We start from the raw sequence: 25260 nt of genomic DNA, 5'->3' as shown, positions 1-25260 counted from the left end.
ATGGCGACAAAGTTACCGCAATCCCGTCTGACTTTGTCACCGTAGCCAGCACTGATACCTGCCCGTTTGCCATTATGGCTAACGAAGAAAAACGTTTTTATGGCGTGCAGTTCCACCCTGAAGTGACGCACACCAAGCAAGGTCAACGCCTGCTGGAGCGCTTTGTTCTGGATATCTGTGCTTGTGAAGCACTGTGGACTCCGGCCACCATTATTGAAGATGCTATTGTGCGTTTGCGTGAGCAAATCGGTGAAGACCACGTCATTCTTGGTCTGTCCGGTGGTGTTGACTCATCCGTGACCGCAATGCTGCTGCACCGTGCCATTGGTAAACGTCTGACTTGTGTGTTTGTTGATAACGGCCTGCTGCGTTTGAATGAAGCGGATCAGGTGTTGGAAATGTTCGGCGATAAATTCGGCCTGAACATTGTTCATGTGGCAGCAGAAGATCGTTTCCTGACGGCACTGGCTGGTGTTGATGAACCAGAAGCCAAACGTAAAATCATTGGTCGCGTGTTTGTTGAGTTATTCGACGAAGAAGCCTGTAAGCAAGAACAAGTTAAATGGCTGGCACAGGGCACTATCTACCCAGACGTGATTGAATCCGCTGCATCTGCCACCGGCAAAGCGCATGTGATTAAATCGCATCACAATGTGGGCGGCTTGCCTAAAGAGATGAAACTGGGTTTAGTTGAACCGCTGAAAGAGCTGTTTAAAGATGAAGTGCGTAAAATCGGCCTCGAACTGGGCCTGCCATACGACATGCTATATCGTCACCCATTCCCAGGCCCAGGTTTGGGTGTGCGCGTTCTCGGCGAAGTGAAAAAGGAATATTGTGATTTACTGCGCCGCGCGGATGCTATCTTTATCGAAGAGCTGCATAAAGCAGATTTGTACAATAAAGTCAGTCAGGCCTTTACCGTGTTCCTGCCAGTTCGTTCTGTCGGAGTGATGGGCGATGGTCGTAAATATGACTGGGTTGTCTCTCTGCGTGCGGTTGAAACTATTGATTTCATGACAGCACATTGGGCGCATTTGCCATATGACTTCCTGGGGCGTGTTTCAAACCGCATCATTAATGAAGTCAATGGTATTTCCCGCGTAGTTTACGATATCAGCGGTAAACCACCTGCCACAATTGAGTGGGAATAAGCCTCTCTAATAAGGTATTGTTTCTAATCTAAATGAAGCCTCCGATATTTCGGAGGCTTTTTTATGTTGGTCATAAGAAAAACAGTAATTATGTTTTTATCTTTTAATGTAAATAAAAAATGAATTAATTTTTCACAGATTGTTCTTTTAAGTTGTTTATGTGTGTGTGAGTATAAAAAAGTTAATTATTGCACATCGGGTCATGCAAAAAAATAGCATGTTTCTGCTTGCTTATTTTAAAAGGTGAAGCATGAATATCAATAATCAGATTAATAAGGTATTTTATGCATTAATTTTTATTTCATACAGTTCAATGTCTAATCATTTTGATGAGGATAATGTCTGTTTTTACTCTAATGATGGTTATATAGAAAAAGGAGGAGCAAAGAAGTTTTGTGTGCCATATTATACTGAAGATGAATGGTTATTTAGTCAGTGGAACAATAATATAGCCTCTATTAAAATACCATTAAATCTCCAGGTTGATGTCTTTAGTGATTTTTCATTTACGGGGAAATCGGCATCGCTTTATAAAAGCACCAATTCTGCTGAATTGGAAAAGTACGGCTTGATATCTGATATAAGTTCTTATCGTGTTTTACCTAAAAAATTGTACTCCAGTAATAATCGAATTATTTTTAACTATCATTCTCATCTGTTTCCAGAAAGGTATCTCAACTACAATTATTATTTGAGCCGCGGGCACAGTATTCTTTTAAGTAGAAAGGATCAACCTATAGATATCGACAGTCAAAGTTCCTCTGTCTTTTATAGCCACGCAGGGCAGATCATGACCGCTTTTTCTGGGCAAGGGTTTGATCGTAACCTCTATTGTTTGTTTCCGGCCGATCGTAGGAAGGGCAATTTAGCTGCTGATGTGACATTTAGCTATTGCGATATAGGAAATAAAGGGCAGGTTTGGTTCCCTCAAAAAATAAAAGATCAGACAGTGCTGGTTAATAAAGGCACGGGCACGGCTCTGTCATTAGATGAGCAGGGTTTTTATGTGAGTTTACATTCACGACCCAATGTGATGAATCATCTGTTTGGCCGAGGAAATCAAAGTTATCATTCTGAGGTTGAAATTAACGAAAATACAATATGGTTTGATGAACCCTACATTGATAATATGAAGTCATCTGCGGTAAGACCTTTCCTTCAATATAAAGAGACGTTTGAAGCATTAAATGATTCCGGCCATAGAGATGTTATAGTTAATCATTTAGATAAAGCCGATGATATTAATATCTATTTTGGCGGAGATAAAATAGGTATGCATATTTACTACAATGCAGAGACCAAATCTTTAATTTCTTATAATAAATACAGTGATGAACAGAAATTAAAAGAAGCATCATGCCTTTCATTAATTAATAACCCAGTAGCGCAGGGGCATGACTTACCACTCAATTTCACTTATAACCGTAGTAGCTATAGTGATAACGCAATTGAATATCGCTGTGATAATGGTATTGCTTATAATAAATATACACATAGGTGGAATTTTATAACAGATGATCAATATAATTTTTTAGTTAATGGACATGAAAATAAAGTACTACACTTTTATATTAATGAAAACCCACAGAAGATAAATTTCAGAGGCGGCGTTATTGGTCCGAAAGTGGGTGAGCATATTGGCCAGGCGATTAATTTTAGTGATCGAAAACCACAGGATGCAATATCCATTAATAGCCTGGCTTTAGCCCATATTCTTGAGATGGAAAAAGGCATTTGCGAGTTAAGTGCCGCTCAAGATAAAAATAATACCCCGTGTGGAGGGACAAACACCCGTTGGTCTTCAACTGATTATCAGGTACTAAATACTGACCTCAGCCGTGACTATATCCCTTGGTTGTTATCACAAATAGCGCATAGATTGCATATAAATGAATGGACTGGTGAATTGGCGGCTTTCCTGCAAAAGGTTGAAGCGCTGGAGATGCTTTTTGAACAGAAGAGGAATCAGCCAGCCGATAAACCAGCATTGGAGCAAACAAAAACACTATTGATCGAGTTTTTGCAGATTTATGGCTCCGATGAATACACCAAAATTTGGCATCAGGCCGCTTATGTCCTAAATCGAGTCGATGTATTAATCGAATGGGGGAATAACTAGCCACCATAGTTACAAAATGTGACGTGCATCACATTTAACTTTACCCTCTCATTGAGGGATGTATAATCTTGACGAATCTTTACAACTAAACTAAATGTTTAACATATTTATCTTATAACTCACATCGCCATCAGGCGGGAAGTCCATTCATTACTAGTCAAGATTGCCACTGCCGCAGGGTGTTTCATACGGCAGTTTAGCTCGCAGTAACCCGCATCTGTTAACGCCATGCCGATAGCATGTCCATTTATTCAACAGATGAATACTGTGCGCGTGCTCTTTTGTGGAGAAAAAACATGTCGGTAACTCGCTCTGCGATACCTCAGCTGCGCGGTATTTCGCGTCGTCGCCTGCTAGGTTATGTCGGTGTCGGGCTGGTCAGCAGCCTGATGAACCCCCTCTCTTTGGATGCTTTCGCAGCATCAACTCAAACTTCGCCGCAGAACTTTGAAAGATTCATGTTGGTTTCCCGCGCACTGACGGGTAAACGCCAGCTTAATGCGCAGGTTGGTCAGCGAATCTATCAAGTATTGCTTGGTAAAATCGGTGGTTTTGACCAAAAACTCGCCTTATTACAACCTCTGCCCGCTGGTGAGCCTCATCAATGGCTGCCATTACAGCAGCAGATTGCCCGGCAGATCTTGCAAGGTTGGTATGTGGGTGTCATTGGTGAAGGAACTGATGCGGCAGTTATCAGTTATGAAAATGCGTTGATGTTCGATGCGGTATCCGATGTGTTGGTTATTCGCTCTTATTGCCCGAATAAACCCGGATACTGGGCTGCAAAGCCTGATGTCGCCTTATAATTTTGGAGAATACATTTATGGCTGACACACTCAAGGCGGATATCGTCGTTATTGGTTCGGGCGTTGCTGGCGGCTTGGTTGCGCATCAACTGGCGATGGCTGGCAAATCAGTATTGGTACTAGAAGCTGGCCCACGCCTTTCGCGCTGGGAGATTGTGGAAAACTTCCGCAATCAGCCCGACAAATCAGACAATATGGCACCTTACCCCTCAACTTCTTATGCCCCTCATCCAGAATCTAACCCTAATAATAACTATCTGATTCAAAAGGGCGAACACCCATACGATGTCCAATATATTCGTGCGGTAGGGGGTACCACCTGGCACTGGGCAGCATCAGCCTGGCGTTTCCTGCCGAATGATTTCAAGCTAAAAACAATCTATGGCGTTGGGCGCGATTGGCCAATTGATTACGCGGCGTTGGAAAAATGGTATTTACGCGCAGAGCAGGAGTTAGGGGTTTGGGGGCCGAGTGATGAAGATCTTGGCTCACCGCGCAGCGCACCTTATCCAATGGCACCGCTGCCACTGTCGTGGAATGAACAACGCATTAAAACCGTGCTAAACAGTCACACTTTTAATGGTAGCAAATTTGATGTTGTGACCGAGCCGGTGGCGCGCAACAGTCGCCCTTATGATGGCCGTCCCACCTGTTGTGGCAACAATAACTGCATGCCAATTTGCCCGATAGGGGCGATGTATAACGCCATTACCCATGTTGAAAAAGCCGAGCTTGCAGGTGCTATTATCCGCCCACAAGCCGTGGTTTATAAACTGGAAGTCAATGACCAGCAGCAGATCATCGCTGCCTTATTTAAGGATGCGCAGGGTAATGAGCATCGCGCTGAGGGTAAGTATTTTGTGCTGGCGGCCAATGGTATTGAAACGCCAAAACTGATGCTGATGTCCACCAGTGATAAAAATCCGCTTGGGGTTGGGAATAGCTCCGATATGGTTGGGCGCAATCTGATGGATCACCCAGGCACAGGCGTGACCTTTATGGCTAATGAACCGCTATGGCCGGGGCGCGGCCCGCAGGAAATGACCTCTTTGATTGGTTTTCGAGATGGTGCATTTCGATCCGAATATGCGGCGAAAAAGATTCATTTATCCAACTTGTCCCGCACTGATCAGGTCACAATTGAGTTACTCAAGCAGGGGGAATTGCAGCTTGGGCCTCAGTTGGATGCGAAAATCCGCGATCGGGCAGCGCGCTTTGTGCAGTTCGATAGTTTCCACGAAATCCTACCGCATGTAGAAAATCGCATTATTCCCAGCCCGACCGAGAAAGATGCCATCGGAATTCCGAAGCCAGAGTTTTACTATGCGATGGATGATTATGTGCGCAAAAGTGCGGTGCACACTCAGGAAGTCTATGCCGAGGCAGCCAGATTGATGGGCGGCACAGAAGTGCAGTTCCACAATAACTTCGCCAATAATAACCATATTACGGGCACCACTATTATGGGTAATGACCCGAAAGATTCAGTGGTGGACAGTGATTGCCGCACCCATGACCACAAAAATTTGTTTATTGCCAGCAGCAGCGTGATGCCAACTGTCGGTTCGGTTAACTGTACTTTGACGATTGCCGCGCTCTCTCTGCGTATCGCTGAAACACTCAAGGCCGAGGTGTAATATGAAAAAGCAAACCTTGGGTCGCTCAATGAAATTCCTGTTTATCGCATTCGGATTAGCTGTGGCCGGATATGCCAGTGCAGATGCTAATTTAATTGCGCGTGGTGAATATCTGACTAAAGCCGCGGACTGCGTGGCTTGCCATACTACCAAAGAGGGTAAACCCTTTGCCGGTGGATTAGCCTTTAAAACCCCGATGGGCACCTTATATTCGCCGAATATCACCCCCGATAAAGAAACCGGAATTGGCAGTTGGACGGATGAGGAGTTTTTGCGCGCATTACATGAAGGTAAAGGTAAAAACGGCGAAAATCTCTACCCTGCATTCCCTTACACCTCGTATACCTTGCTGACGGATGATGATGTTAAAGCGATTAAAGCTTATTTGTTCAGCTTGCCAGCGGTGCATCAGCCGAATCGTGAGAATGACATGCCGTTCCCATTCAATCAGCGCTGGGGGTTGTGGTTCTGGAATCTGGTGAATTTTGAGGGGCAGCGCTTCCAGCCCGATACCAGTAAGGATGCACAATGGAATCAGGGGGCTTATTTTGTTGAAGCGCTCGGGCACTGCGGTGAATGTCATACCCCGCGTAATATCACTATGGGGATGAAAGACAGCAAAGCCTATTCTGGTGCCGATATTGATGGCTGGACAGCATTCAATATTACCTCAGACCCACATGCTGGAATAGGTGGCTGGAGCCAGGAGCAGGTGGTGCAATATCTGCGTAGCGGCCATGTTGATGGTAAAGCGCAAGCTGCCGGGCCGATGGCGGAAGTCATTGAAAACAGTACGCGCCACCTAACTGACAGTGATCTGAATGCGATGGCGGTATATTTGCGCACGCTGAAACCATTGAATCCCGATGATGAGACCAAGAGTCGCTCGGATTGGGGGCAGTCGGCAACCAGTGTTAATTCCTTACGCGGCATGCCTTTCACCGCAGATAACAACACCGATGGTGCGCGTTTGTATCTGGGGAATTGCGCCAGTTGCCACAGTTTTACCGGTGAGGGGGTGAAAGACGGTTATTATCCATCATTGATGAAGAACTCGGTGGTCGGAGCAGCCACGCAAAATAACCTGATCAATGTGATTCTTCACGGTGTGGCGCGCAAAACTAATGATGGCGAGGTCTTTATGCCCGGTTTTGCCAATACATTAACGGATGAACAGGTGGTTAGTTTGAGTAATTATCTGTTGCAGCAGTTTGGCCAACCCACTTTGAATATCAAAGCTGAGGATGTTAAAGCATTACGTGAAGAGTAATTAATAAATAAAGATAAGGGAGCTTCGGCTCCCTTAATATATAGTTACCCTTCAGGGAAATATTTATTCATAAACGTCATTAAAATATCCAATTTTTTCTCCATGAAATGATTTTTTTATATGGATGGTTATTCCAGTACTCGTGCTGGCTAGCTTTATACACATGAGTATTATCCCCATCAGTTTCGTGTTTTGAAATTTTATTATGATAGGCTGTAAAATCTAACTTTCCACTATCACTTATTACTTTTTGTATATCATCAAGTTTAAAATTTTTAGAGAAGTCAAGGACTAAATTTGACGCGAATTCAAGGGATTTCTCTTCGCTAAGTAAAAAATACTCACTGTCAGAGTTGTACGATTTAGAATCAAAAGTGAGAATTATATATTTTAATATTTCTTTTTCTAACATGCTTTTTTCTTTGTTGTTGGCATGGTCATATTTATATTTTAATTCTTCAATTGAATGGCTGGCTAAAATATCCTCTGTGGGTCGAGTGTAAAGGATTGTTGATGATGGTGCTATAATATTTTCATTCGTTACTTTCATAAATATAACCTATTTAATATTGGCAGGGGTAAGAGTGGTTGTATATGGGTTTATTTTAAATATATACAATAAAAATATAATCAGTAAATTACCTGATTTTATTTGTATTCTACAAATATCAATATTATCCTTATTTAATCTTTTCATTATGCCAATGCATTAATATATAGTCGCCATCTTTACTCTTACCGGAGGCAATTGCTACCCAGTTTTGTTTGCGATAAAACGCCAGAGCTTGCTGGTTTTTTGCCAGGCACTTTAATGAGCCATGAGAAGTAAATAGCTGTTGTGCTGCCAGTAATAAGGCCTTACCCACCCCAAGATGCTGTGCTTTAGGATCAACAAACAGGTTATGCAGGAAATTCTCCTCCGTATATATGGAGGCAAAACCAAGGTGGTCATCGCCATCAATCGCCACCAAAATGGTTTCCCCCAGAGTGGAGCGGTCAAAATCCTCCAGACGAAAACGTTCCTCATCCAGCCAGCTAAACGCGGCCTGACGTGATGCCAAATACAACGTGCGCAGAAATGGTCGGTCACTCTCTTGATACTGACGAATCTGGATGCTCATGCTTCGGTTATATCTCCAAGACTGCGGGGTTGACCATAGGTTTGGTTAATACATTATTGATCTTCTATCACCTGCCCGTGATAATAACAATTCTGACTCGGGGTGCCTGCCACAAATCGTGGTATGGCTGAGATATTACCCGTATTACCTGATCTGGATTATGCCAGCGTAGGGAAGTGTATTAATGAAGCGTATCAATGCGTTAACTATTGCCGGAACTGACCCTAGCGGCGGTGCCGGTATCCAGGCTGATCTGAAAGCCTTTTCTGCATTACAGGCCTACGGCACCAGTGTTATCACTGCTTTAGTGGCGCAAAATACCCGTGGTGTGCAGTCGGTCTATCCTATCGAACCGGCTTTTGTTGCCACCCAATTAGATTCTGTCCTCAGTGATGTGCGTATCGATAGCGCCAAAATCGGCATGTTGGCAAATGCGGAAATTGTCGATATTGTCGCCACGCAATTGCGCCGTTATCCCATCCCATTTGTGGTATTAGATACCGTGATGGTCGCCAAAAGTGGTGATCCATTGCTGGCACCGCAGGCAGTAGATGCAGTGCGTCGTTTACTGCTCCCGCAGGTTGATTTGATTACACCTAATTTGCCGGAAGCCGCGGCACTGCTGGATTGCCAGCCCGCCCATAATGAGCAAGAAATGCGTCAGCAGGGGCGAGCACTGTTGGCCTTAGGCTGCCAGGGAGTATTGATGAAAGGCGGGCATTTGAGCGGCGAAGAAAGCCCGGATTGGTTGTTTACCGCTCAGGGGGAACAGCGCTTTGTGACGCGCCGGGTTAATACCCGACATACCCACGGCACAGGTTGCACCTTGTCGGCAGCACTGGCGGCATTACGGCCACGATATGCCAATTGGCCAGATACCGTCAGTGCAGCTAAAGACTATCTGCAAGGGGCGCTGGAACAAGCCGATACCCTTGAAGTGGGGCAGGGGATCGGGCCGGTCCATCATTTCCACCGCTGGTGGTAATGCCCTTCGCCCTTGAAGCCGCAGGGGTGTTAACTGTGCTCACACACTAGAATTTGTTTTTTATGCCAGTAAATAGCGCTGTGTCATGGCAAACATCGCGATGGCCCGCTGCAAATGATGGGCGTCAAAACGATTAAGTAGGTAACTTTCAGTCCCTTTACGTGGGCGAATGCACAGCAGCAACTTTGGCTCGCCGGCCTCATCTTTTATGAGATCGAACAGATAGCTGCCAATCTCTTTTTCATTTTCTCGCCAGGAAATTTGTATCGCGGGTAAGGGGTTATCGACCGTAGGTTGCCTGACGGCAAAAAAGTAATCGCCTGCCCAGAAACCGGTATAATTGCCATCAGCTTGCAAATGTTTGGTGCGAAAAATAGGGGCCGCAGCGAGTTGGTTAATGGCACCCAAGGTTATTTCTCGATGTGCTTGCTGCCACAACGGCACATCATTTTCGATTTGCCAGCAGGCCGCGCCCAGATAATCATTCAGCTCGCGCCAATCGTCATCAAGTTGCTGACGTAATTCCTCTTCGAGGATATTACGATATTGCTGCATGCCACTGGGTTGATCGCCCAAAGTTTCGTAAGTTATCAGTTCCATGGTGCGCGGCTTGCGACGAAAACTCATCCATAACACCATCTTAGGGATGCGAAACTCAATTGACTGAATACTCAGCCGATAGCGATCCCCTTTGTTCAATACAAAACCGTTGGCGGTACCGCGCTTGTTTTGATAATTACGTATCACCACCACGCTATTTAGCCCCATCCAACCGGTGACGTAATGCTCACTATCAGAATTGGCAACATCCAGATCGATGACCATTTGAACGATTTTATCGCTCTCGAGCTTGTCTAGCGGATGGGCATCCCCGGCGGAGTAATACAGTTTTTCGGGGGCTTCGGGTAATTCAAGGGTCAACATGACATGGCCTTTTTCGGGGTAACGATTAACTCATCATCTGGTTTATAGCTTACCTCAAGCTGTCATACAGATTGCGCTATAACGAGAATTAAGATGAAAATTCGTGCTATGGATCAACTTTTTCTACAGTTGGGGGTCATAGACAGGCAAACTCATGCACGTCTGCAAATTTGTTGTATAGAGGCTAGTTCAATATTCGGCGAGTATACCCGTCATACTTCAAGCTATTTAGAGTATATATTCATCAGATAATAAGGATTTTCGATAATGAAAGGCCATAAAACCCTCCATTGTCTTGTTACTGCGACGATACTCAGTGCCAGTTCCTGGGCTTTCGCGCAACCTGCGACAAATGTTGCTTTAGTGTCTGCAAGTTCAACACCTGCAAGTTCAGCGCCTGTTCAGCCCACACCAGCTAAACCCCTGCCTACCACAGCAGATTTACTGCAACAGCCAGTGTATAAAAATAGCTGGCAAAAAATGGTGAAAAGCCAAAAAAACTTACCTGCATGGGCGCGTAAGGGGGTCGGGACATCTGCGCCGTATGAGGTGATAAATTGGGAAGGGCAGCAGTATAAAGTGGGGCGGATTTGTAAACCCCATGATTGTAGTAATAATTTTATGTGGGTTGCCTTTAGCCGGGATGAAAAACAAGTCTGGCAGGCATGGGGGATGCGTGTTTCGGTTGACGACAAGCCAGAGGCGCTAGATGCCCCGAGTCAGTTCGCCACTTATCAATGGTTGGGACGCCCGAGCGAGAGTATTCAAACTATGTTGAAAAAGCAGTTAGAGCAAGACCCTAACTGGCACTGATGGTTGATTGTTTTCAAGTTGCAGGAAGGCGGCAAATGAGAGCAGCCAACACACCTGCAACTTGAAAGATGACGGGGATATCAGCCAACGCCAGCCTGATGTAGATCGTGCAAGTTGATAGCACCAACCAATTTGCCATCCAGGTCAACTACCGGTGCCGCACTGATATGATGCTGATGCAGTGCTTCTAATGCTTCACCGGCACGCCATTGTTCTGGCAATCGGAAACCTGGGCGGGTAATCGCGCCTCCGAGCTGCTGCTGTAGCGTGCCTCCTTTGACCAACCAGCGGCGCAAATCACCATCAGTGAAAACACCCACGACTTTTTGGTTAGGACCACATACAGCCACCAGCCCTAATCCGGTACGGCTCAGTTCCAACATAGCTTCCATCACGCTGTCGGATTCATTTACCACTGGTAAGCGGTCACCGGTCCTCATTAGATGGTGAACTCGGTTGAGCAAGCGCGCGCCCAAACTGCCACCAGGGTGCGAGCGCGCAAAGTCTTCTGCATTGAAACCGCGATGGCGCATGAGAGCCATCGCCAGTGCATCACCCATCATCAGGGTATTTACCGCGCTGGAGGTGGGGGCCAGCCCCATCGGGCAAGCTTCATGCTCAACACTGATATCCAGTACACAGGCCGCACCCTGCGCCAGTGGCGACTCTAAACCGCCGGTGATCGCAATCACCGGAATGTGGCTGTCTGCCAGCAACGGCAGGATCAAATCCAGCTCTTTAGCGCGACCCGAATAAGAGATAAAAATCAATACATCTTGCGGCCCAATCATCCCCAAATCACCGTGTAATGCTTCGGCGGGGTGAACGAAAAAGGATGGGGTACCGGTACTGGCCAGTGAGGCAGCAATTTTTTTACCGATATGGCCGGATTTGCCAATGCCAGAAACCACCGCCTTACCGGTACAGGCCAATAATATTTCGCACGCGTGGACAAAATTATTATCCAAACGTGATAACAAACGCTGGGCTTCTGTTAGCTCAATTTCCAGTGTTTCACGGGCATAGGTAAGCAGTGGATTAGTCATCTTTATCAACCAGAATGATGTTAATGCCCATTTTCTGTAGTTCCTGCAAATACTCAGCGCTAATACCTTTATCGGTAATCAGGATATCAACGGCACTCAGAGCACAAACCACATTGGGGCTTTTACGGCCAAATTTGGAAGAGTCGACCAGCAGAATGATGCGACTGGCGGCATGACACATAGCAGTACTGACATGATAAACTTCGTTAAACGTGGTGACACCAGCATTAAGATCAACACCATCTGCACCAATAAACAGTTTATCGAAACTAAATTTATCAAAGGCCGATTCTGCCAGACTGCCATGAAAAGAGGCTGAACCTTTACGGTATGTGCCGCCCGGCATCAAGATAGTCTGATTGTTATCCAGCTCGACTAATTCATTGACGATATGCAAGCTGTTGGTCATCACCGTAATATTATTGAATTTGGCCAGATGCGGCACCATTTGCAGCACAGTACTGCCTGCATCAAAAACCAGACTATCACCGTCATTAATCAGTTTACTGGCTGCTTTGGCGATTTGCTTTTTCTTCTCGGTATTAATATGTGTTTTACGGTCGATGGGTTGCTCAACATCGTCGCGATTTAACACCACCCCACCGTAGGTGCGAATAACCGCGCCTTCATTTTCAAGACTGGTTAAATCTTTGCGGATTGTGGTGCCGGTGGTCGAAAAATGGGCGGCGAGTTGATCAACAGCCGTTTTACCGTGCTGCTGGAGATATTCCAGGATAGCGACTTGTCGCTGCTTTGGTTTCATAACGATTCCTGCTCAAGTATTTCCATTGCCTCTTTTTCAGGCATAACTTTCACATGAAAAAGAATAACTTTCATTGTGAAAATATCATGATTTCGGTTTAATCGCTAATGATAGTGCAGTTTGACATGCTGTATCCGTAGGGAAGATCACATCCGGGATTAAATCCTGCTGATGTAACCCATGAAGGTGCGCTAATGTGCGTGGGCGGGCAAAAACACTGATTCCTCGCATGATCATGCTGTCACTGACACGCATGTTTTCATCAAAAGCCAGCGCCATCACTACTCTGGGTTTAAAACGCCCGCCAGAACGTCCAACACCGACCGATTTACCGTGCTGACAAAGCCGATCAAAAGCACGGTTAAACCGATTGATTTGCCACCATCCAAGTAAGATTTGCAGTACCCAGGCGATGATGACAATGCTAATTAGTGCGGATGTAGGAGACATGATTTACCTTTTTGTCTTGGCACTGCAGCAGTGTTAGCTGCCTTTGGCAAGTTGGCACCCAAATCACTGGTGCGAGTCAGTGATTTGGGCTTGATACCAACAACTTTAAAACATCACTTGCCCGCCGGTGATGTTAATTGATTGGCCAGTACAATAGGCGGCTTTATCACTGGCGTAGAACAACAGGGTATTGAGTACATCTTGATAATCGCAACCACGTTTTAGTGGCACTTTATCGGTATAATATTTTTCAACTTCTTCCGGTTTGATGCCCAATTTGGCGGCATACTGCGGTAAAAGTGACTGGAACATCGGCGATTTCAACAGATTTCCTAACATCAGCGAATGGACGGTGATGCCGTAATCAGCTAAATCCAGTGCCAGCGATTGTGTCAAACCCACACCACCAAATTTAGCTGCACTGTAACCGGAGTTGTGCTTGCTGCCCACTTTACCTGATTTGGAATTGATTTGGATGATACGACCAGCAATTCCATCACGAATCATTAGTCGGGAGAACTCACGAGCACATAAGAAGTAACCGACCAGGTTCACTTGCAGTGAGCGGTCAAAATCATCCAGAGGGAAATCAGTGATAGGTGCTGCCTTGGCAATACCCGCGCTGTAAACCAGTAAATTGGTTTGATGGAAACGCTGATCGACTGCTTTTGCCAGCATTTGTACGCTGTTTTCATTGGTGGCATCAACCTGGAAACCTTGTGCGCTGTCTGCACCATATTCGGCATTAATCTGATCAGCAACTAACTGTGCGTTGCCGGAATTCAAGTCAGCAACAGCCACTTTATAACCTGCTTCGGCCAGACCATGGCACAAAAATGCACCCAGAGTTTGCCCACCACCAATCACTACTGCTACTTGTGTCATACACACCTCCAAAAATAAATTAACGAATAAATTTCAATGCACTGCCGACCGGAACATCGGTCGGTGTCGGGCCAATGACATGAATGGAGCCAGGAAATTCAGGCTGCTCATCACCGTTAAAACGGATGGTGATATGGCCTAGCTCACGCAGATTTTGCGTCGCCACTTCACCCACGGCGGTGATGACATAGCGCGTCTCGGCCAATTCCATAATGTTGCCTGCCTGTAATTCCCCATCGGTATCGCTGTGCTGGTGGATAAAACAGAACTCTTCAATATCTTTCGGTGCCCCTTCGCGGAAGGTGATGAGCATGTCATCCAACAGCGCCTCCCGGGCGCTGTCTCCGATATTGATAATGGTTGTCTGGTAAATAGTATTCATACGTACATCCTTAACCGTTGAATGTATTACAGAAAATCTAGTGCTTCTGTCTTATTGATAATGTCTTACTGATAAATAAAGGCGGATGCTGCCCAGGCGATCAATACGGTCGGCGCACCTGTCAGGAAGCGGCCAACCAACACTGATGGCACCCCGACACGCACGGTATCTTGCTTCGCTTCAGCCAGTGATAGGCCTACCGGGATGAAGTCACATGCCGCTTGAGCATTAATCGCAAATAAAGCTGGCAGGGCTAATTGTGGTGGGATATTCCCCAAACCAATTTGAACCCCAACCAATACACCGATAACTTGTGCAATAACGGCCCCTGGGCCTAAGAACGGTGACAGCAGCGGGAAGGAGCAGATCAGCGCCAAGAGCACTAATCCAATCGGGCTGCTGGCCAGTGGTGTCAAACCGTGGGCAATAAAGTCACCCAAACCAGATGCCATGATGATGCCGATTAATGCCGAGACGAAGGCCATAAACGGCAGGATGGTTTTCAGTACAGTATCAATGGTGTCGCGGCCTGACTGGAAGAATACGGCAACCACAGAGCCCATGCCCATGCCTACTTTTGCCAACAAACCGTCACTTTGCTCAGTGATTTTCTTCGTTGTGTCGTAATCACGGCCACCTTTGGCGGTGTTTGCTGCTGCTTGCGGTGCAACTTCTACTGCGGGTTCTGTTTGTGCAGTTGCGCCATCAGTTTTGCTGATTTTATGGATATTTTTTTCACGCACACCGGAAACATAGATATCTTCCAGTATGTATTTCGCCATCGGCCCTGATTGGCCGGTGGAATGGATGTTGACGGTTGGTATACGCCGTTTCGGATACAGGCCGCAACGCAGGGTGCCCCCACAGTCAATAATGGCGACAGCGATCTCTTCAGCAGGCGGTTCGCCTTCTTTGAATCCGTCAACCGCTTCCCAACCCGTCAGTTCGCTAATGCGGTCAATAATGGCTGGACGGGTACCCGCGGTGATATAAACAATTTTTTTACCGGGGACGATTGGCAACTCTAATGGGCCACCCCAACCGCCTTCGCCTTTTTCAATCCGGATAAATTCACTCATGATCTGCTCCACACAGTATGTATTTGAATTACATATTAAAGTTGTACGTTACGATCCAGGCGGATGCCCATTTTGCGTTCGAAAATGGATGTCGTCAGGTCAGTAATCCAGCCGCGGAAGAAGTTGGTAACCATCCCGACCAGGAAGTAGCTAACCGCCAGCGGGCCTAATGGCAGACCCAGAGTGGTTAAGCCACTGGCTATACCGAGGTAAACGAACAACTCGCCCGGGTTAATGTGTGGGAACAAACCATTCATTGAGTGACAGCTATAAGATGCGGCTGCGTAATAACTTGGCTTGTATTTTTCTGGCATAAAACGCCCAAGACTTAATGTCATTGGGTTACAGAATACAAAGGTACCAATCACTGGCAGTAACAGATAACGCGACACGGGGTTACCCGCGCAACGTTGTGCCAATCGCTCAATTCTGTCCTGACCGACAAACTTGATCAGTGCATTCATGATGACTAACAAACTAATTAACAAAGGTAAAATCCCGGTGACCATTCCAACAAAAACTTCTCCCCCTTTTTGGAAGAGTCCGATAAACCACTCGGCTCCATGGGTTATAAGTTCAATCATTCTTTTTCTCCTGTAATCGAGGTTATGGCTGTTTTTATAATCTTTTGTTATCAAAAGAGATTTAGTGTTCCGCCTGCTAAAGCGGTTGCAAAACACTGAGGTATCAGAATGAACTTCAGCATCTTGTTTGTCGCCATGTGCACTACCATAATCATTTTTTAGATCTATTTATTGCATATAGATCACACTTTGAAAGATAAACCTTTCAAAGTGAATATTAAAAATAAAAGAAAATTGAATTGAAATGAAAGATTTTACTGTGGAAAATGCAGCTACTTTAACGATTTTTTGGATGATACAGGGGAGGTGATGAAGCTGTAATGGCAATAAAATCTAGGATATTCATGGGCTAATCATTGATAGCCCATGTTCAGGTCTTTAGCCTAACAACTCGCAATTGGGAGGTAAGCGGCACTGGATAGCATTAGGAATAACCTCAATACGAAAGTTTTTTCCTGACAACGGTTCGCCATCCAGATTAAAAGTGATGTCATGGGGAGCGGTGATTTCGAGCCAGGGCAAAGTGGTCTCAATCACGTTTTTGTTTTTCTCACCACTAAAGACACTGGTCAGCAGGGCGGGAAGCAATTCTTCAGCAATCAACAAACGTAATTGCAGCAGACCATCATTAATCAGTGCATCGGGGCAGAGAGGTTGCCCGCCACCGGCTTGCCTACCATTACCAATCCCTATGACTAAGGCATCACCCGACCATTCAAAGCCAGGACCACGAATTTCACAACTATCAGCTTTAATCGTATCCATGCGCATTAAGCCATGAATAAAGTAAGACGCGCCCCCCAACACGGCTTTGAGTTTCTCGGGGGTCTCGGTGGTAATGCGAGTACCAAAGCCACCTGTCGCCATATTGATGAAATAGTGTTTGTCATTCACTTGTGCTAAATCGATGGCAACCGCTCGTCCTTTAATTGCTAACTGTAATGCGTTGTCTATTTGCAGAGGAATACTGCAACTGGTGGCAAAATCATTGGCTGTGCCCAGTGGTAGAATACCCAAACTGGGGCGATTAGACTCAGGTAATGCCATTAGCGCACTGGCTACCTCATTGATAGTGCCATCCCCCCCGCCAGCAATGATCGTCTCAACTGCCAGTACCGCTGCTTCATTGACATAGCGTTTTGCATCACCCTGTTCCCAGGTCACGCGAACATGGAGAATCACCCCCTCATCACGCAAGTTTCTGACTGCATTGCGAACATCTTGATTACCCGCTTCTTTACCATTCAGGATGAGAAGGGTATGTGGCATTGAGGTCATAACTTGCTCCAGATCATTTCTTCAATAAGAGTAACAGTAACCCATACTTGTTTATTTTATCTATCAAATTATTCAAGAAATAACGCAGAATATCAGTAATAGTTTGCCATAATAAAAATAGGTTTTATTTTTACTGAAATATTTATTTGGCGAAGATAAATTTTATTTCGAATGGGCTATTTGTGATAAGGGGCTATTCTTATTATTATCTAATGCCCTAACAAGAATCATTAATAATAAAAAATGGTGAAAATAACCTATAATCAATAGGTTGTTGAATAAAAAAGAAAAGGCCAGCCCAAGGGAGATTGGGCTAGCCAAGGAGGTGGTTCCTAGTCTTGCTTTAAAACTTTTTTAGTTCTTGATTGTACTCGAGCTATCCTACCCCAGTGTTATTATAATTGATGTGATCCATTTCTAATATTTGCTAAAAATGCCATCCTGACGATGGCACTATTTTTTTATTGCTTATCGTTACGCTTTTTCATGAGGATTACGGCTATTTGTCCCGTTCAGATTCCGAATCAACAAGCCATATTCCACATTAATATCCTCTGGGATCGGCAAATACATGATATGCCCGTTACCCGGAGCGACATCTGCCGGTTGGCCCTTTTTATCTTGCATACTTTCAAGGATAAACTGGATATTACCGTTGGGGGTCATCAGCTCAACACTGTCACCGACTGAGAATTTGTTTTTGACGATCACTTCCGCCAGTCCATCACGACGTATACCGGTAAATTCGCCGACAAATTGCTGACGTTCTGAAACCGAATAACCATATTCGTAAGTTTGCTGTTCTTCATGGGCATGACGGCGCAGGAAGCCCTCGGTGTAACCACGATGAGCCAGCCCTTCCAGTGTGGTGAGCAAAGTTGGATCGAAAGGCTTACCGGCCACTGCGTCATCAATTGCACGGCGATACACCTGTGCGGTACGAGCACAATAATAGAATGACTTAGTCCGGCCCTCAATTTTCAGCGAATGCACCCCCATTTTGGTGAGGCGCTCGACATGCTGAATTGCGCGCAGGTCTTTCGAGTTCATAATGTAAGTGCCGTGCTCATCTTCCGACGCCGTCATATATTCACCAGGGCGCTGGGCTTCTTCTATCATAAAGACTTTATCGGTAGGGGCACCGATACCCAATGTCGGCTCGACATTCTTAACAGCAATTGGCTGATGAATATGCACAATATTGCCAACGTCATCTTCTTTGCCTTCCTGGACGTTATATTCCCAGCGACAGGCATTGGTGCAGGTTCCTTGATTCGGGTCGCGCTTGTTGATGTAGCCGGAGAGCAGGCAACGGCCGGAGTAAGCCATGCACAGTGCGCCGTGGACAAAAATTTCCAGTTCCATATCCGGTACTTGCGCGCGGATTTCAGCGATTTCTTCCAGCGATAATTCACGAGAAAGGATCACGCGTGTCAGCCCCATTTGCTGCCAGAATTTAACGGTCGCCCAATTCACGGCGTTAGCTTGTACCGACAGGTGGATGTCCATCTGTGGGAAAGCTTCACGCACCATCATGATCAAACCAGGGTCAGACATAATTAGGGCATCAGGCCCCATATCAATTACCGGTTTTAAATCACGTAGGAAGGTTTTCAGCTTGGAGTTATGCGGGGCAATATTCACCACCACATAGAAGCGTTTGCCCAAAGCATGGGCTTCCTGAATACCTAATGCCAGATTTTCGTGATTGAATTCATTATTACGCACCCGCAGGCTATAGCGCGGCTGTCCGGCATAAACGGCATCTGCGCCATAAGCAAAGGCATAACGCATGTTTTTAAGGGTACCGGCCGGGGATAACAATTCTGGTGTAAAAGGCGTATTGGTATTGGTTGAAGATGCTGATGAAGATGACGATACTTTTGTTAAAGACATATAACGGCTCTCAGTCTGAGTTCAAGTCAGAACCACGCCCGAGGGGGTGGTTAAAAGCCGAGGATTGTAACCTTGGCAACCATGAAAATCAGCCATCGCACAATTTTTGTAAGGTTTAAATGATCTGGATCAATTTGGACGTTTTTTGATGCTTCTTGATATAACCAGTAAATCTATATTCTGAGCAAAATAATGCTCATATTTTGACTAACTTACTTTTTTTGAGTAATATTTTGCACATATTAAGTCTATTTTCTTGTAAATGAGCAAAATATTGCTCGTGAGGTGTCTGTGGCTAAATTGATGATACAAATCTTTAATCACGGTTCTTGGCATGATGCCGCGGAACTGACTTTTGCTTCCCCAAAAAGCGGGAGACAAGGATCAGCGATATTAGGTTATGACGGCAATTATGCTATTGAGTGGATGTATCGTGATGATGAATTCAGTTGTAGCTTAAATCTGCCCGTTGAATTGGCTTATACCTATTCATCTAAGCATTGGTTTAGCTTTCTTGATGACATCATGCCCGCAGGTGCAAGTCGTCGCTATTGGGTTAATCAATTGGGGCTGCAATCGATGCCGGCAAGTGAGCAAGATTATATTTTGCTTAAAACAGGGACTATTGCACCGGTTGGTAATATGCGTATAAAAGAGGCGTTACCCGAATTGCACCCTGATAGCCAATTAAAGAATATCCGTTTTACATTGCAGGATGTCATTGAGCGCGATTCGTCATTTCTGGAATATGCTCAACAAATGGGGGCCGCAGCAGGAGGAGCAACAGGAGCTGGGGGGGAGGCACCAAAGTTACTATTATGTTGTTCAGATAACGATGAAATCTGGATAGACACCTTTCAAGATGGTATCAATAAGCAAGATACTCACTATCTGGTTAAATTTCCGCGAGGGAAACGTAGTGCTATAGATTGCGATATTCTACGTTCTGAGTACCATTTTTATCAGGAGTTAGCCAGTCTTGGCATTGAGACCATCAATACGCAGAAAATGAGATTGGTTGAAGGGGATATTTATCCTTCTTTATGGCTACCTCGCTTTGATGTTGATTGTGTTGATAATCAGCGTGTTCAGTACGGGCTTGAATCGCTTTATTCCGTCATGGATGCCCCACCGGGAAGTCACTTAAATCATTTTGATATTATTCGGACTTTAGCGCAGAAACTAACATCTCAATATCGTGTTAGTGATTTAGGCCAATCTGTAAATGTGGAAAATCTTGTTATTGAGATGATTCAGCGAGATTTACTCAATATTGCTTTTGGTAACTCTGACAATCATGGTCGTAATACCGCTTTAATTAAGCGGCATAAAGGTATTTGGCTTGCACCGATTTATGATTTTGCACCAATGAAAGCTGATCCTGAGGGAATAGTGAGAGTGACTCAATGGGGTTCTCCGTATGAAGAGGGAGGGAATTTTAATTGGCAGGCTATTATTGCTGAATTATCAGATCTTGCTGATCCCAATCGTGTTTTCATAGCATTTCAGCAAACAGCTCAAAAATTGATAGGTCTAAAGTCTCGGCTTAAAGCTCGAGGTGTGCCTGAACGTATTCTGAATATGCCGGGAATGGCTTTTGATTATCTGGATGAAAAATTACAGCGGTGGGCTCAGCTATGAAAGTTAAACTTTTGCCTGTGCAGCGTGAAGCTTTATTACTGGAACTATTGGGGCAGTTTTTCAGTGATCAGGTTTCAACGGGTCAGCTGTTGCGTCGGCTGCGAAAAGATATGCTGAATATGTCTCAAGATGAGTTCTCATCGTTGGTTAAGATTAGTAGAAGAACTTTGTCTGACATTGAGACAGATAAAGGGAGCCAAACGTTAGCTGTCCTTGGGCGAGTTTTCCGGCCTTTTGGGTTGAAAATAGGGGTGTTGCCACGTAATCAACAGATATTAAAAAAAATGCTGGAAAAAGAATTTGTAGCAACACATGAGCAGGAAAGTCTGAAATGAAAGGCGCGGTTAATAGCCCCGCGCGAGTACATTTTTAGTAGGATACTTAGGTAAAATAGCGCTATCGAATCAATAAAATTACAGCGTTAGATCTTTAATAATGGTAGTCGGGCCATTTTTCATCACTGAGGTAATACCATTTTTAGCGGCAGCTTCGGAACTGTAGGACTCACTAACACCAATAATCTGATGGTTTTTCGCTTTCAACACAAAATAAGGCTCATTTTTGGTGTTGTGTTTCAGCTCATATTGGCTTTCCAGTGGGGAGTTACTTTGCACCGATGATATGCCGTTTTCCGCCGAGGCTTTACTGGCATACATCTCACTGGTGAGAATGATCTCGCCATTACTGGCTTTCAGATTGAAATGATACTGCCCATTCTTTGCCTTCTTAATCTCATAGTGACCCGTGGCCATAATGTTTCTCCTGTTGGTGGTGGTACCTCTAATGAGTGTAGTCAATCACTGAGTCACCACCAACCTAAGATGATGAGATTAAAGTAAACGACAGATCTCTGCTTCCCAGCGATACCCCATGCCATAAACCGCGCGAATAAATGGCTTCTCTCCATCAAGTGCTTCCAATTTACGGCGCAGGTTTTTGATATGGCTGTCGATAGTGCGGTCAGTCACCACACGGTAATCGTCATACAGGTTATTCAGTAGTTGTTCGCGACTAAAAACGTGGCCAGGTTGGGTCGCCAGGATTTTCAGCAAACGAAATTCTGCCGGGGTCAGTTCCAACAGATGGCCCTGATAGCTTGCCTGGAAGCGGGACTCATCGATAAGCAGCGGCGCACTCTCACTGGGCTGTTCCCGCTGTTGCTGGCAGCGGCGCAAGATAGTTTTGACCCGAGCCACCACTTCCCGTGGGCTGTATGGTTTGCAGATATAATCGTCAGCACCAATTTCTAATCCCAATAATCGGTCAATTTCTTCTGTCTTCGCGGTGACCATCATGATTGGAACATCGGAAAAACGGCGAATTTCACGGCAAATACTGATGCCATCACTGCCGGGCAACATCAGATCCAGCAAGATAATGGCCGGAGGAGACTGGCGAACTGCGGCGACCACTTCGGCTCCATTAGTAATCCACTGAGTGCTGTAACCCGCAGCTTGCAGGTAATCGACCAATAGTTGGCCGAGCTTGGGTTCATCTTCAACAATCAATACGGTGCCTGACTGGCTGGCAGACTGAAGCGGTTCGTGCATGACATGAATTACCCTATTGAATGGAATAGGGGAAATACTACCGTAATCCGCAGACCACCCATAGGTGAATGTTCGGCGCTGATTTTCCCCCCGTGCGCCTCGACAATATTGTGACAAATCGCCAATCCCAATCCTGAGCCACCACTGGCGCGATTACGTGAGCTTTCGGTGCGATAAAAACGCTCAAAGATACGTTGTAGCTGCTCGTCGCTCAGGCCGGGTTTACTGTCCTGCCAGCGCAGCGTTAAGGTTTCTTCTTCTTGTTGTGCGCTAATGTCTAACTGGCCGCCTTCGTTGGTGTAGCGCAGGCTATTTTCCAGCAGATTGTGAAACAATTGGTTTAGCCGGTCGGGATCGCCGAACATGACCGCTTGTTCCGGAAAGTGGGTAGTGATGGTGATATTTTTGCTTTCAAAGCGGCCACGGAAGCTGGCAATGGCAATTTGCAGCAGACGGGCTGCATCGAGCTGTGTTTTACGGTAAGCCAACGCGCCCCGGTCGGAGAGTGAGAGCTGGTGTAAGTCGTTAACCAATTTGGTCAGTATCCCGACTTCAGCTTGCAGTGAAATTAACGATTCTGGTGTGGGTGCGCGGACACCATCTTGCAGTGCCTCCAGTTCACCGCGCAGTACCGCCAACGGAGTGCGTAACTCATGCGAGACATCGGCCATAAAGTCGCGCCGCATCTGCTCATTTTTCTCCAGTGAGCTGGCAAGCTGATTAAAATCTTGCGCCAAACGCCCCAACTCATCACGGCTACTGACGGCCACGCGAGCACTAAAATCACCCGCCGCCAGCCGATGAGTTCCTTCTACCAGACGTTTGACCGGGGCTAGCATGCCGCGCGATAAAATCCAGGTGGCGGCGGCAGCCAGTAAGGTCGACAGCCCGACAATAATCCAACTGGTGCGGCGCTGTTGCCTGTCAAAGTTAATATCAGCATTACGGGTTAGTTTTTCCGGCGGGGTAGACATCACCCAGCCCACCACCTGCTTATTTACCGTTATCGGCTGGCGGCTGGCTTCTTTAGGTACTCGGTCGGTACGGCCTGCCAGCAGATTATTATGACTATCGACCACCCAAAACTGAGCACGCCAGCCATGTGGCGGCATATTGCGGCTGTTATCACCACTTTGCTCAAAAGACTTCATTATCTGATAGATAATTTGGTCATTGTTGCGCAGAAAATCCCAGTTACCGTAGCGCTGATATTGTACTTCAAGCGCATCTCCCAGCATGGCAATCCTTTGTTCATTACTTTGCTTAATATAATCGATGAAACCGCGCTCAAAGCTGGCTCTAACCCCCCAATGCATAGTAATGAGCACCAGCATACAAGTGGCAAATATCGCCATAAACAGTTTTCCGGTAATGCCGATTCTCATGATATTTCCACCTGTTTTATCGGTTGGCCGCTTTCGCGGATGCGCGAGGCAGATTACGGTTAGTGCCGGTATCTGGCGGCACACGGTTAAATATCAGGGCGGGTAGCGCGATAATAATGGCCATACAGATATAGCTGTATAAGAATGCACTGTGAGTCGCCGGTGTGTTTGTGACAACTTCATTGTGAGCAAATATGCCGAGCAATATCCCCGCGGTACTGACTCCCAGACTCATGGATAACTGCATCACCATCGACAATAAACTATTGCCACTGCTGGCCAAGCGATCAGGGAGATCTTTCAACGCTAATGTATTCATTGTGGAGAAGCGCAGGGCATTGAGCATTCCCTGGAAAAATAACACGATCGGCAAAAGTAATGTCCATCCCATCAAAGCTACCAATGGGAAGCTGAGACTGACGATCGCCAGCAACAATGTGGCACTGACCAACACCCGCCGGTAGCCGAAACGGTTGACCACGCGCACGATAATTCGCTTCATGCCCATGCTGCCGATAATCATCGGAATCATCATCAAACCGGCATGGAAGGGGGTAAATCCCAGCCCGATTTGCAGGAAAACCGGTGTCATAAATGGCAACATGCCACTGCCGATACGGGCGCTCATGCTGCCTATCAGGCCAAGAGAGTAAGATTTATGGTTGAACAACCGCAGTGTGAACAGTGCTGAACTGTTACCTTTGGCATGCCACCAGTAACCGGCCAGCGCTAATATTCCACACAATACCAGACCGGCAATCGCCAGCGGCGGCAGGCCTAATCCTTTGTGTCCGTCCAGCGCCAGTGTCAGAGTTGCCATGCCGATTGCCAACATAATAAAACCGCTGATATCAAAGCGTCGGGTGCGGGTGGTGTAATTGGGCATCAACCATAAAGTAGCTAATGCGCCGACAACTCCGACGGGTAAATTGATTAGAAATATCCAGTGCCAACTGGCATATTCGACCAAAAAACCGCCCAGCGCAGGCCCGACCAATGGCCCAATCTGGCCAGGCAATGTGACGAATGCCATCGCCGACATATATTGCTCGCGCGGGACGATTTTCATCACCGTCAGGCGGCCAACCGGCACCATCATGGCACCGCCAATTCCCTGAATGACGCGGGAAGAAATCAGCTCATTCAGGGTTTCAGCTTGCGCGCACAGTAATGAGCCGAGGGTAAATAAAATAATGGCGGAGAAAAATACCCATTTAACGCCCACTCTATCCGCCAACCAGCCGCTGGCGGGTAACATCACCGCCACCGTCAGCACATAGGAGACAATTACTGACTGCATGCGCAGCGGATTCTCGCCCAAACTGGCCGCCATTGAGGGCAGGGCAGTGTTGACGATGGTGGTGTCCAGCGTTTGCATGAAGAAGCCGAAGGCCACTATCCACAGTTGCCAACGTATACCCGTCATCTTTCAACCCGCAGATGCGTTGGCTGCGCTCGCTTACCCGAATCACTTACTGGTGTAAGCTCATCGGGA

At 46.1% G+C, this 25260-nt stretch carries 25 protein-coding genes and 1 riboswitch; of the genes, 9 read left to right on the top strand and 16 right to left on the bottom strand.

All coding sequences use genetic code 11. The annotated features are described in order from the left end of the window. From guaA to ACNSO8_RS21330, 5 genes are all read left to right on the top strand, one after another. On the top strand, positions 1 to 1151 hold a 1151-nt coding region (gene guaA / locus ACNSO8_RS21350), incomplete at its 5' end, for a glutamine-hydrolyzing GMP synthase (RefSeq protein WP_418395807.1). Between the two features lie 250 nt (positions 1152 to 1401). Further along, positions 1402 to 3270, top strand: coding sequence for a hypothetical protein (locus tag ACNSO8_RS21345; RefSeq protein ID WP_408576865.1), 1869 nt, complete (start codon positions 1402 to 1404; stop codon positions 3268 to 3270). 296 nt (positions 3271 to 3566) lie between these two features. Next, on the top strand, positions 3567 to 4076 hold the full coding sequence (locus tag ACNSO8_RS21340; protein WP_046050436.1) for a sugar dehydrogenase complex small subunit: 510 nt from the start codon (positions 3567 to 3569) through the stop codon (positions 4074 to 4076). A gap of 17 nt (positions 4077 to 4093) precedes the next feature. Further along, positions 4094 to 5713, top strand: a complete 1620-nt coding sequence (locus ACNSO8_RS21335; protein ID WP_019081810.1) for a GMC family oxidoreductase — start codon at positions 4094 to 4096, stop codon at positions 5711 to 5713. 1 nt (position 5714) lies between these two features. Next, a complete protein-coding gene (locus tag ACNSO8_RS21330; protein ID WP_050159870.1) occupies positions 5715 to 6983 on the top strand; it encodes a cytochrome c in 1269 nt (422 codons plus the stop codon). 79 nt (positions 6984 to 7062) lie between these two features. Here the strand turns inward: ACNSO8_RS21330 and ACNSO8_RS21325 are convergent, their stop codons facing one another. After that, the gene (locus tag ACNSO8_RS21325) at positions 7063 to 7533 is read right to left on the bottom strand and encodes a hypothetical protein (RefSeq protein ID WP_019083702.1); all 471 of its coding nucleotides are present in this window, start codon (positions 7531 to 7533) and stop codon (positions 7063 to 7065) included. 130 nt (positions 7534 to 7663) lie between these two features. Next, entirely contained in the window at positions 7664 to 8104 is a 441-nt protein-coding gene (locus tag ACNSO8_RS21320; protein WP_418395806.1) for an N-acetyltransferase family protein, read from the bottom strand. 88 nt (positions 8105 to 8192) lie between these two features. Continuing rightward, positions 8193 to 8296: riboswitch (TPP riboswitch) on the top strand. On the opposite strand from ACNSO8_RS21320, the gene thiD reads away from it, so the two are divergent. Continuing rightward, positions 8289 to 9089, top strand: coding sequence for a bifunctional hydroxymethylpyrimidine kinase/phosphomethylpyrimidine kinase (thiD, locus tag ACNSO8_RS21315; protein ID WP_418395805.1), 801 nt, complete (start codon positions 8289 to 8291; stop codon positions 9087 to 9089). It overlaps the preceding riboswitch by 8 nt. Before the next feature lie 60 nt (positions 9090 to 9149). Here thiD and ACNSO8_RS21310 read toward each other — a convergent pair whose 3' ends face one another. Next, positions 9150 to 10013 (bottom strand): hypothetical protein, encoded by an 864-nt coding sequence (locus tag ACNSO8_RS21310; RefSeq protein ID WP_418395804.1) that lies wholly within the window; start codon positions 10011 to 10013, stop codon positions 9150 to 9152. A gap of 267 nt (positions 10014 to 10280) precedes the next feature. On the opposite strand from ACNSO8_RS21310, the gene ACNSO8_RS21305 reads away from it, so the two are divergent. Continuing rightward, on the top strand, positions 10281 to 10826 hold the full coding sequence (locus ACNSO8_RS21305) for an inhibitor of vertebrate lysozyme family protein (protein WP_057630543.1): 546 nt from the start codon (positions 10281 to 10283) through the stop codon (positions 10824 to 10826). Positions 10827 to 10906: 80 nt separating this feature from the next. Here the strand turns inward: ACNSO8_RS21305 and gutQ are convergent, their stop codons facing one another. The 9 genes from gutQ to yegQ all read right to left on the bottom strand — a co-directional run bounded on the left by gutQ (position 10907) and on the right by yegQ (position 19189). Next, positions 10907 to 11872, bottom strand: coding sequence for an arabinose-5-phosphate isomerase GutQ (gene gutQ / locus ACNSO8_RS21300; RefSeq protein WP_050157517.1), 966 nt, complete (start codon positions 11870 to 11872; stop codon positions 10907 to 10909). After that, positions 11865 to 12635 (bottom strand): glucitol operon DNA-binding transcriptional repressor SrlR, encoded by a 771-nt coding sequence (gene srlR, locus ACNSO8_RS21295; protein ID WP_005162210.1) that lies wholly within the window; start codon positions 12633 to 12635, stop codon positions 11865 to 11867. Before srlR ends, gutQ begins: the two co-directional genes overlap by 8 nt. Before the next feature lie 84 nt (positions 12636 to 12719). After that, a complete protein-coding gene (gene gutM, locus ACNSO8_RS21290) occupies positions 12720 to 13085 on the bottom strand; it encodes a transcriptional regulator GutM (protein WP_005172508.1) in 366 nt (121 codons plus the stop codon). A 105-nt stretch (positions 13086 to 13190) separates the two neighbouring features. Next, positions 13191 to 13970, bottom strand: a complete 780-nt coding sequence (gene srlD, locus ACNSO8_RS21285; RefSeq protein ID WP_019081802.1) for a sorbitol-6-phosphate dehydrogenase — start codon at positions 13968 to 13970, stop codon at positions 13191 to 13193. A 19-nt stretch (positions 13971 to 13989) separates the two neighbouring features. Then, positions 13990 to 14352 carry a PTS glucitol/sorbitol transporter subunit IIA gene (srlB, locus tag ACNSO8_RS21280; protein WP_019081801.1) on the bottom strand — a complete coding sequence of 121 codons (363 nt, stop codon included), beginning with the start codon at positions 14350 to 14352 and terminating at the stop codon, positions 13990 to 13992. Positions 14353 to 14417: 65 nt separating this feature from the next. Beyond that, positions 14418 to 15431, bottom strand: a complete 1014-nt coding sequence (locus ACNSO8_RS21275; protein ID WP_019081800.1) for a PTS glucitol/sorbitol transporter subunit IIB — start codon at positions 15429 to 15431, stop codon at positions 14418 to 14420. Positions 15432 to 15466: 35 nt separating this feature from the next. Continuing rightward, positions 15467 to 16015 carry a PTS glucitol/sorbitol transporter subunit IIC gene (locus ACNSO8_RS21270; protein ID WP_004391259.1) on the bottom strand — a complete coding sequence of 183 codons (549 nt, stop codon included), beginning with the start codon at positions 16013 to 16015 and terminating at the stop codon, positions 15467 to 15469. 378 nt (positions 16016 to 16393) lie between these two features. Further along, positions 16394 to 17284: a lipid kinase YegS gene (gene yegS / locus ACNSO8_RS21265; protein WP_268216034.1), complete on the bottom strand. Its 891-nt coding sequence runs from the start codon at positions 17282 to 17284 to the stop codon at positions 16394 to 16396. Between the two features lie 483 nt (positions 17285 to 17767). Next, positions 17768 to 19189: a tRNA 5-hydroxyuridine modification protein YegQ gene (gene yegQ, locus ACNSO8_RS21260; protein ID WP_019081798.1), complete on the bottom strand. Its 1422-nt coding sequence runs from the start codon at positions 19187 to 19189 to the stop codon at positions 17768 to 17770. Between the two features lie 291 nt (positions 19190 to 19480). Here yegQ and ACNSO8_RS21255 point away from each other — a divergent pair, with 291 nt between their 5' ends. Together ACNSO8_RS21255 and ACNSO8_RS21250 are read left to right on the top strand one after the other, a co-directional pair. Next, positions 19481 to 20830 carry a type II toxin-antitoxin system HipA family toxin gene (locus ACNSO8_RS21255; RefSeq protein ID WP_230079552.1) on the top strand — a complete coding sequence of 450 codons (1350 nt, stop codon included), beginning with the start codon at positions 19481 to 19483 and terminating at the stop codon, positions 20828 to 20830. After that, entirely contained in the window at positions 20827 to 21165 is a 339-nt protein-coding gene (locus ACNSO8_RS21250; RefSeq protein WP_019081796.1) for a helix-turn-helix transcriptional regulator, read from the top strand. The genes ACNSO8_RS21255 and ACNSO8_RS21250 overlap by 4 nt, the downstream gene beginning before the upstream one ends. 78 nt (positions 21166 to 21243) lie before the next feature. Here ACNSO8_RS21250 and ACNSO8_RS21245 read toward each other — a convergent pair whose 3' ends face one another. The 4 genes from ACNSO8_RS21245 to ACNSO8_RS21230 all read right to left on the bottom strand — a co-directional run bounded on the left by ACNSO8_RS21245 (position 21244) and on the right by ACNSO8_RS21230 (position 25191). Further along, positions 21244 to 21582: a YegP family protein gene (locus ACNSO8_RS21245; RefSeq protein ID WP_046050445.1), complete on the bottom strand. Its 339-nt coding sequence runs from the start codon at positions 21580 to 21582 to the stop codon at positions 21244 to 21246. Between the two features lie 78 nt (positions 21583 to 21660). After that, positions 21661 to 22380 (bottom strand): two-component system response regulator BaeR, encoded by a 720-nt coding sequence (baeR, locus tag ACNSO8_RS21240; RefSeq protein ID WP_019083694.1) that lies wholly within the window; start codon positions 22378 to 22380, stop codon positions 21661 to 21663. Between the two features lie 8 nt (positions 22381 to 22388). Beyond that, positions 22389 to 23765, bottom strand: a complete 1377-nt coding sequence (baeS, locus tag ACNSO8_RS21235) for a two-component system sensor histidine kinase BaeS (protein ID WP_057630545.1) — start codon at positions 23763 to 23765, stop codon at positions 22389 to 22391. Positions 23766 to 23781: 16 nt separating this feature from the next. Further along, a complete protein-coding gene (locus ACNSO8_RS21230; RefSeq protein ID WP_057630547.1) occupies positions 23782 to 25191 on the bottom strand; it encodes an MFS transporter in 1410 nt (469 codons plus the stop codon). Positions 25192 to 25260: the final 69 nt, after the last annotated feature.

The organism is Yersinia sp. LJYL362, assembly GCF_048323875.1.
This window is presented reverse-complemented; position numbering and strand designations above follow the sequence as displayed.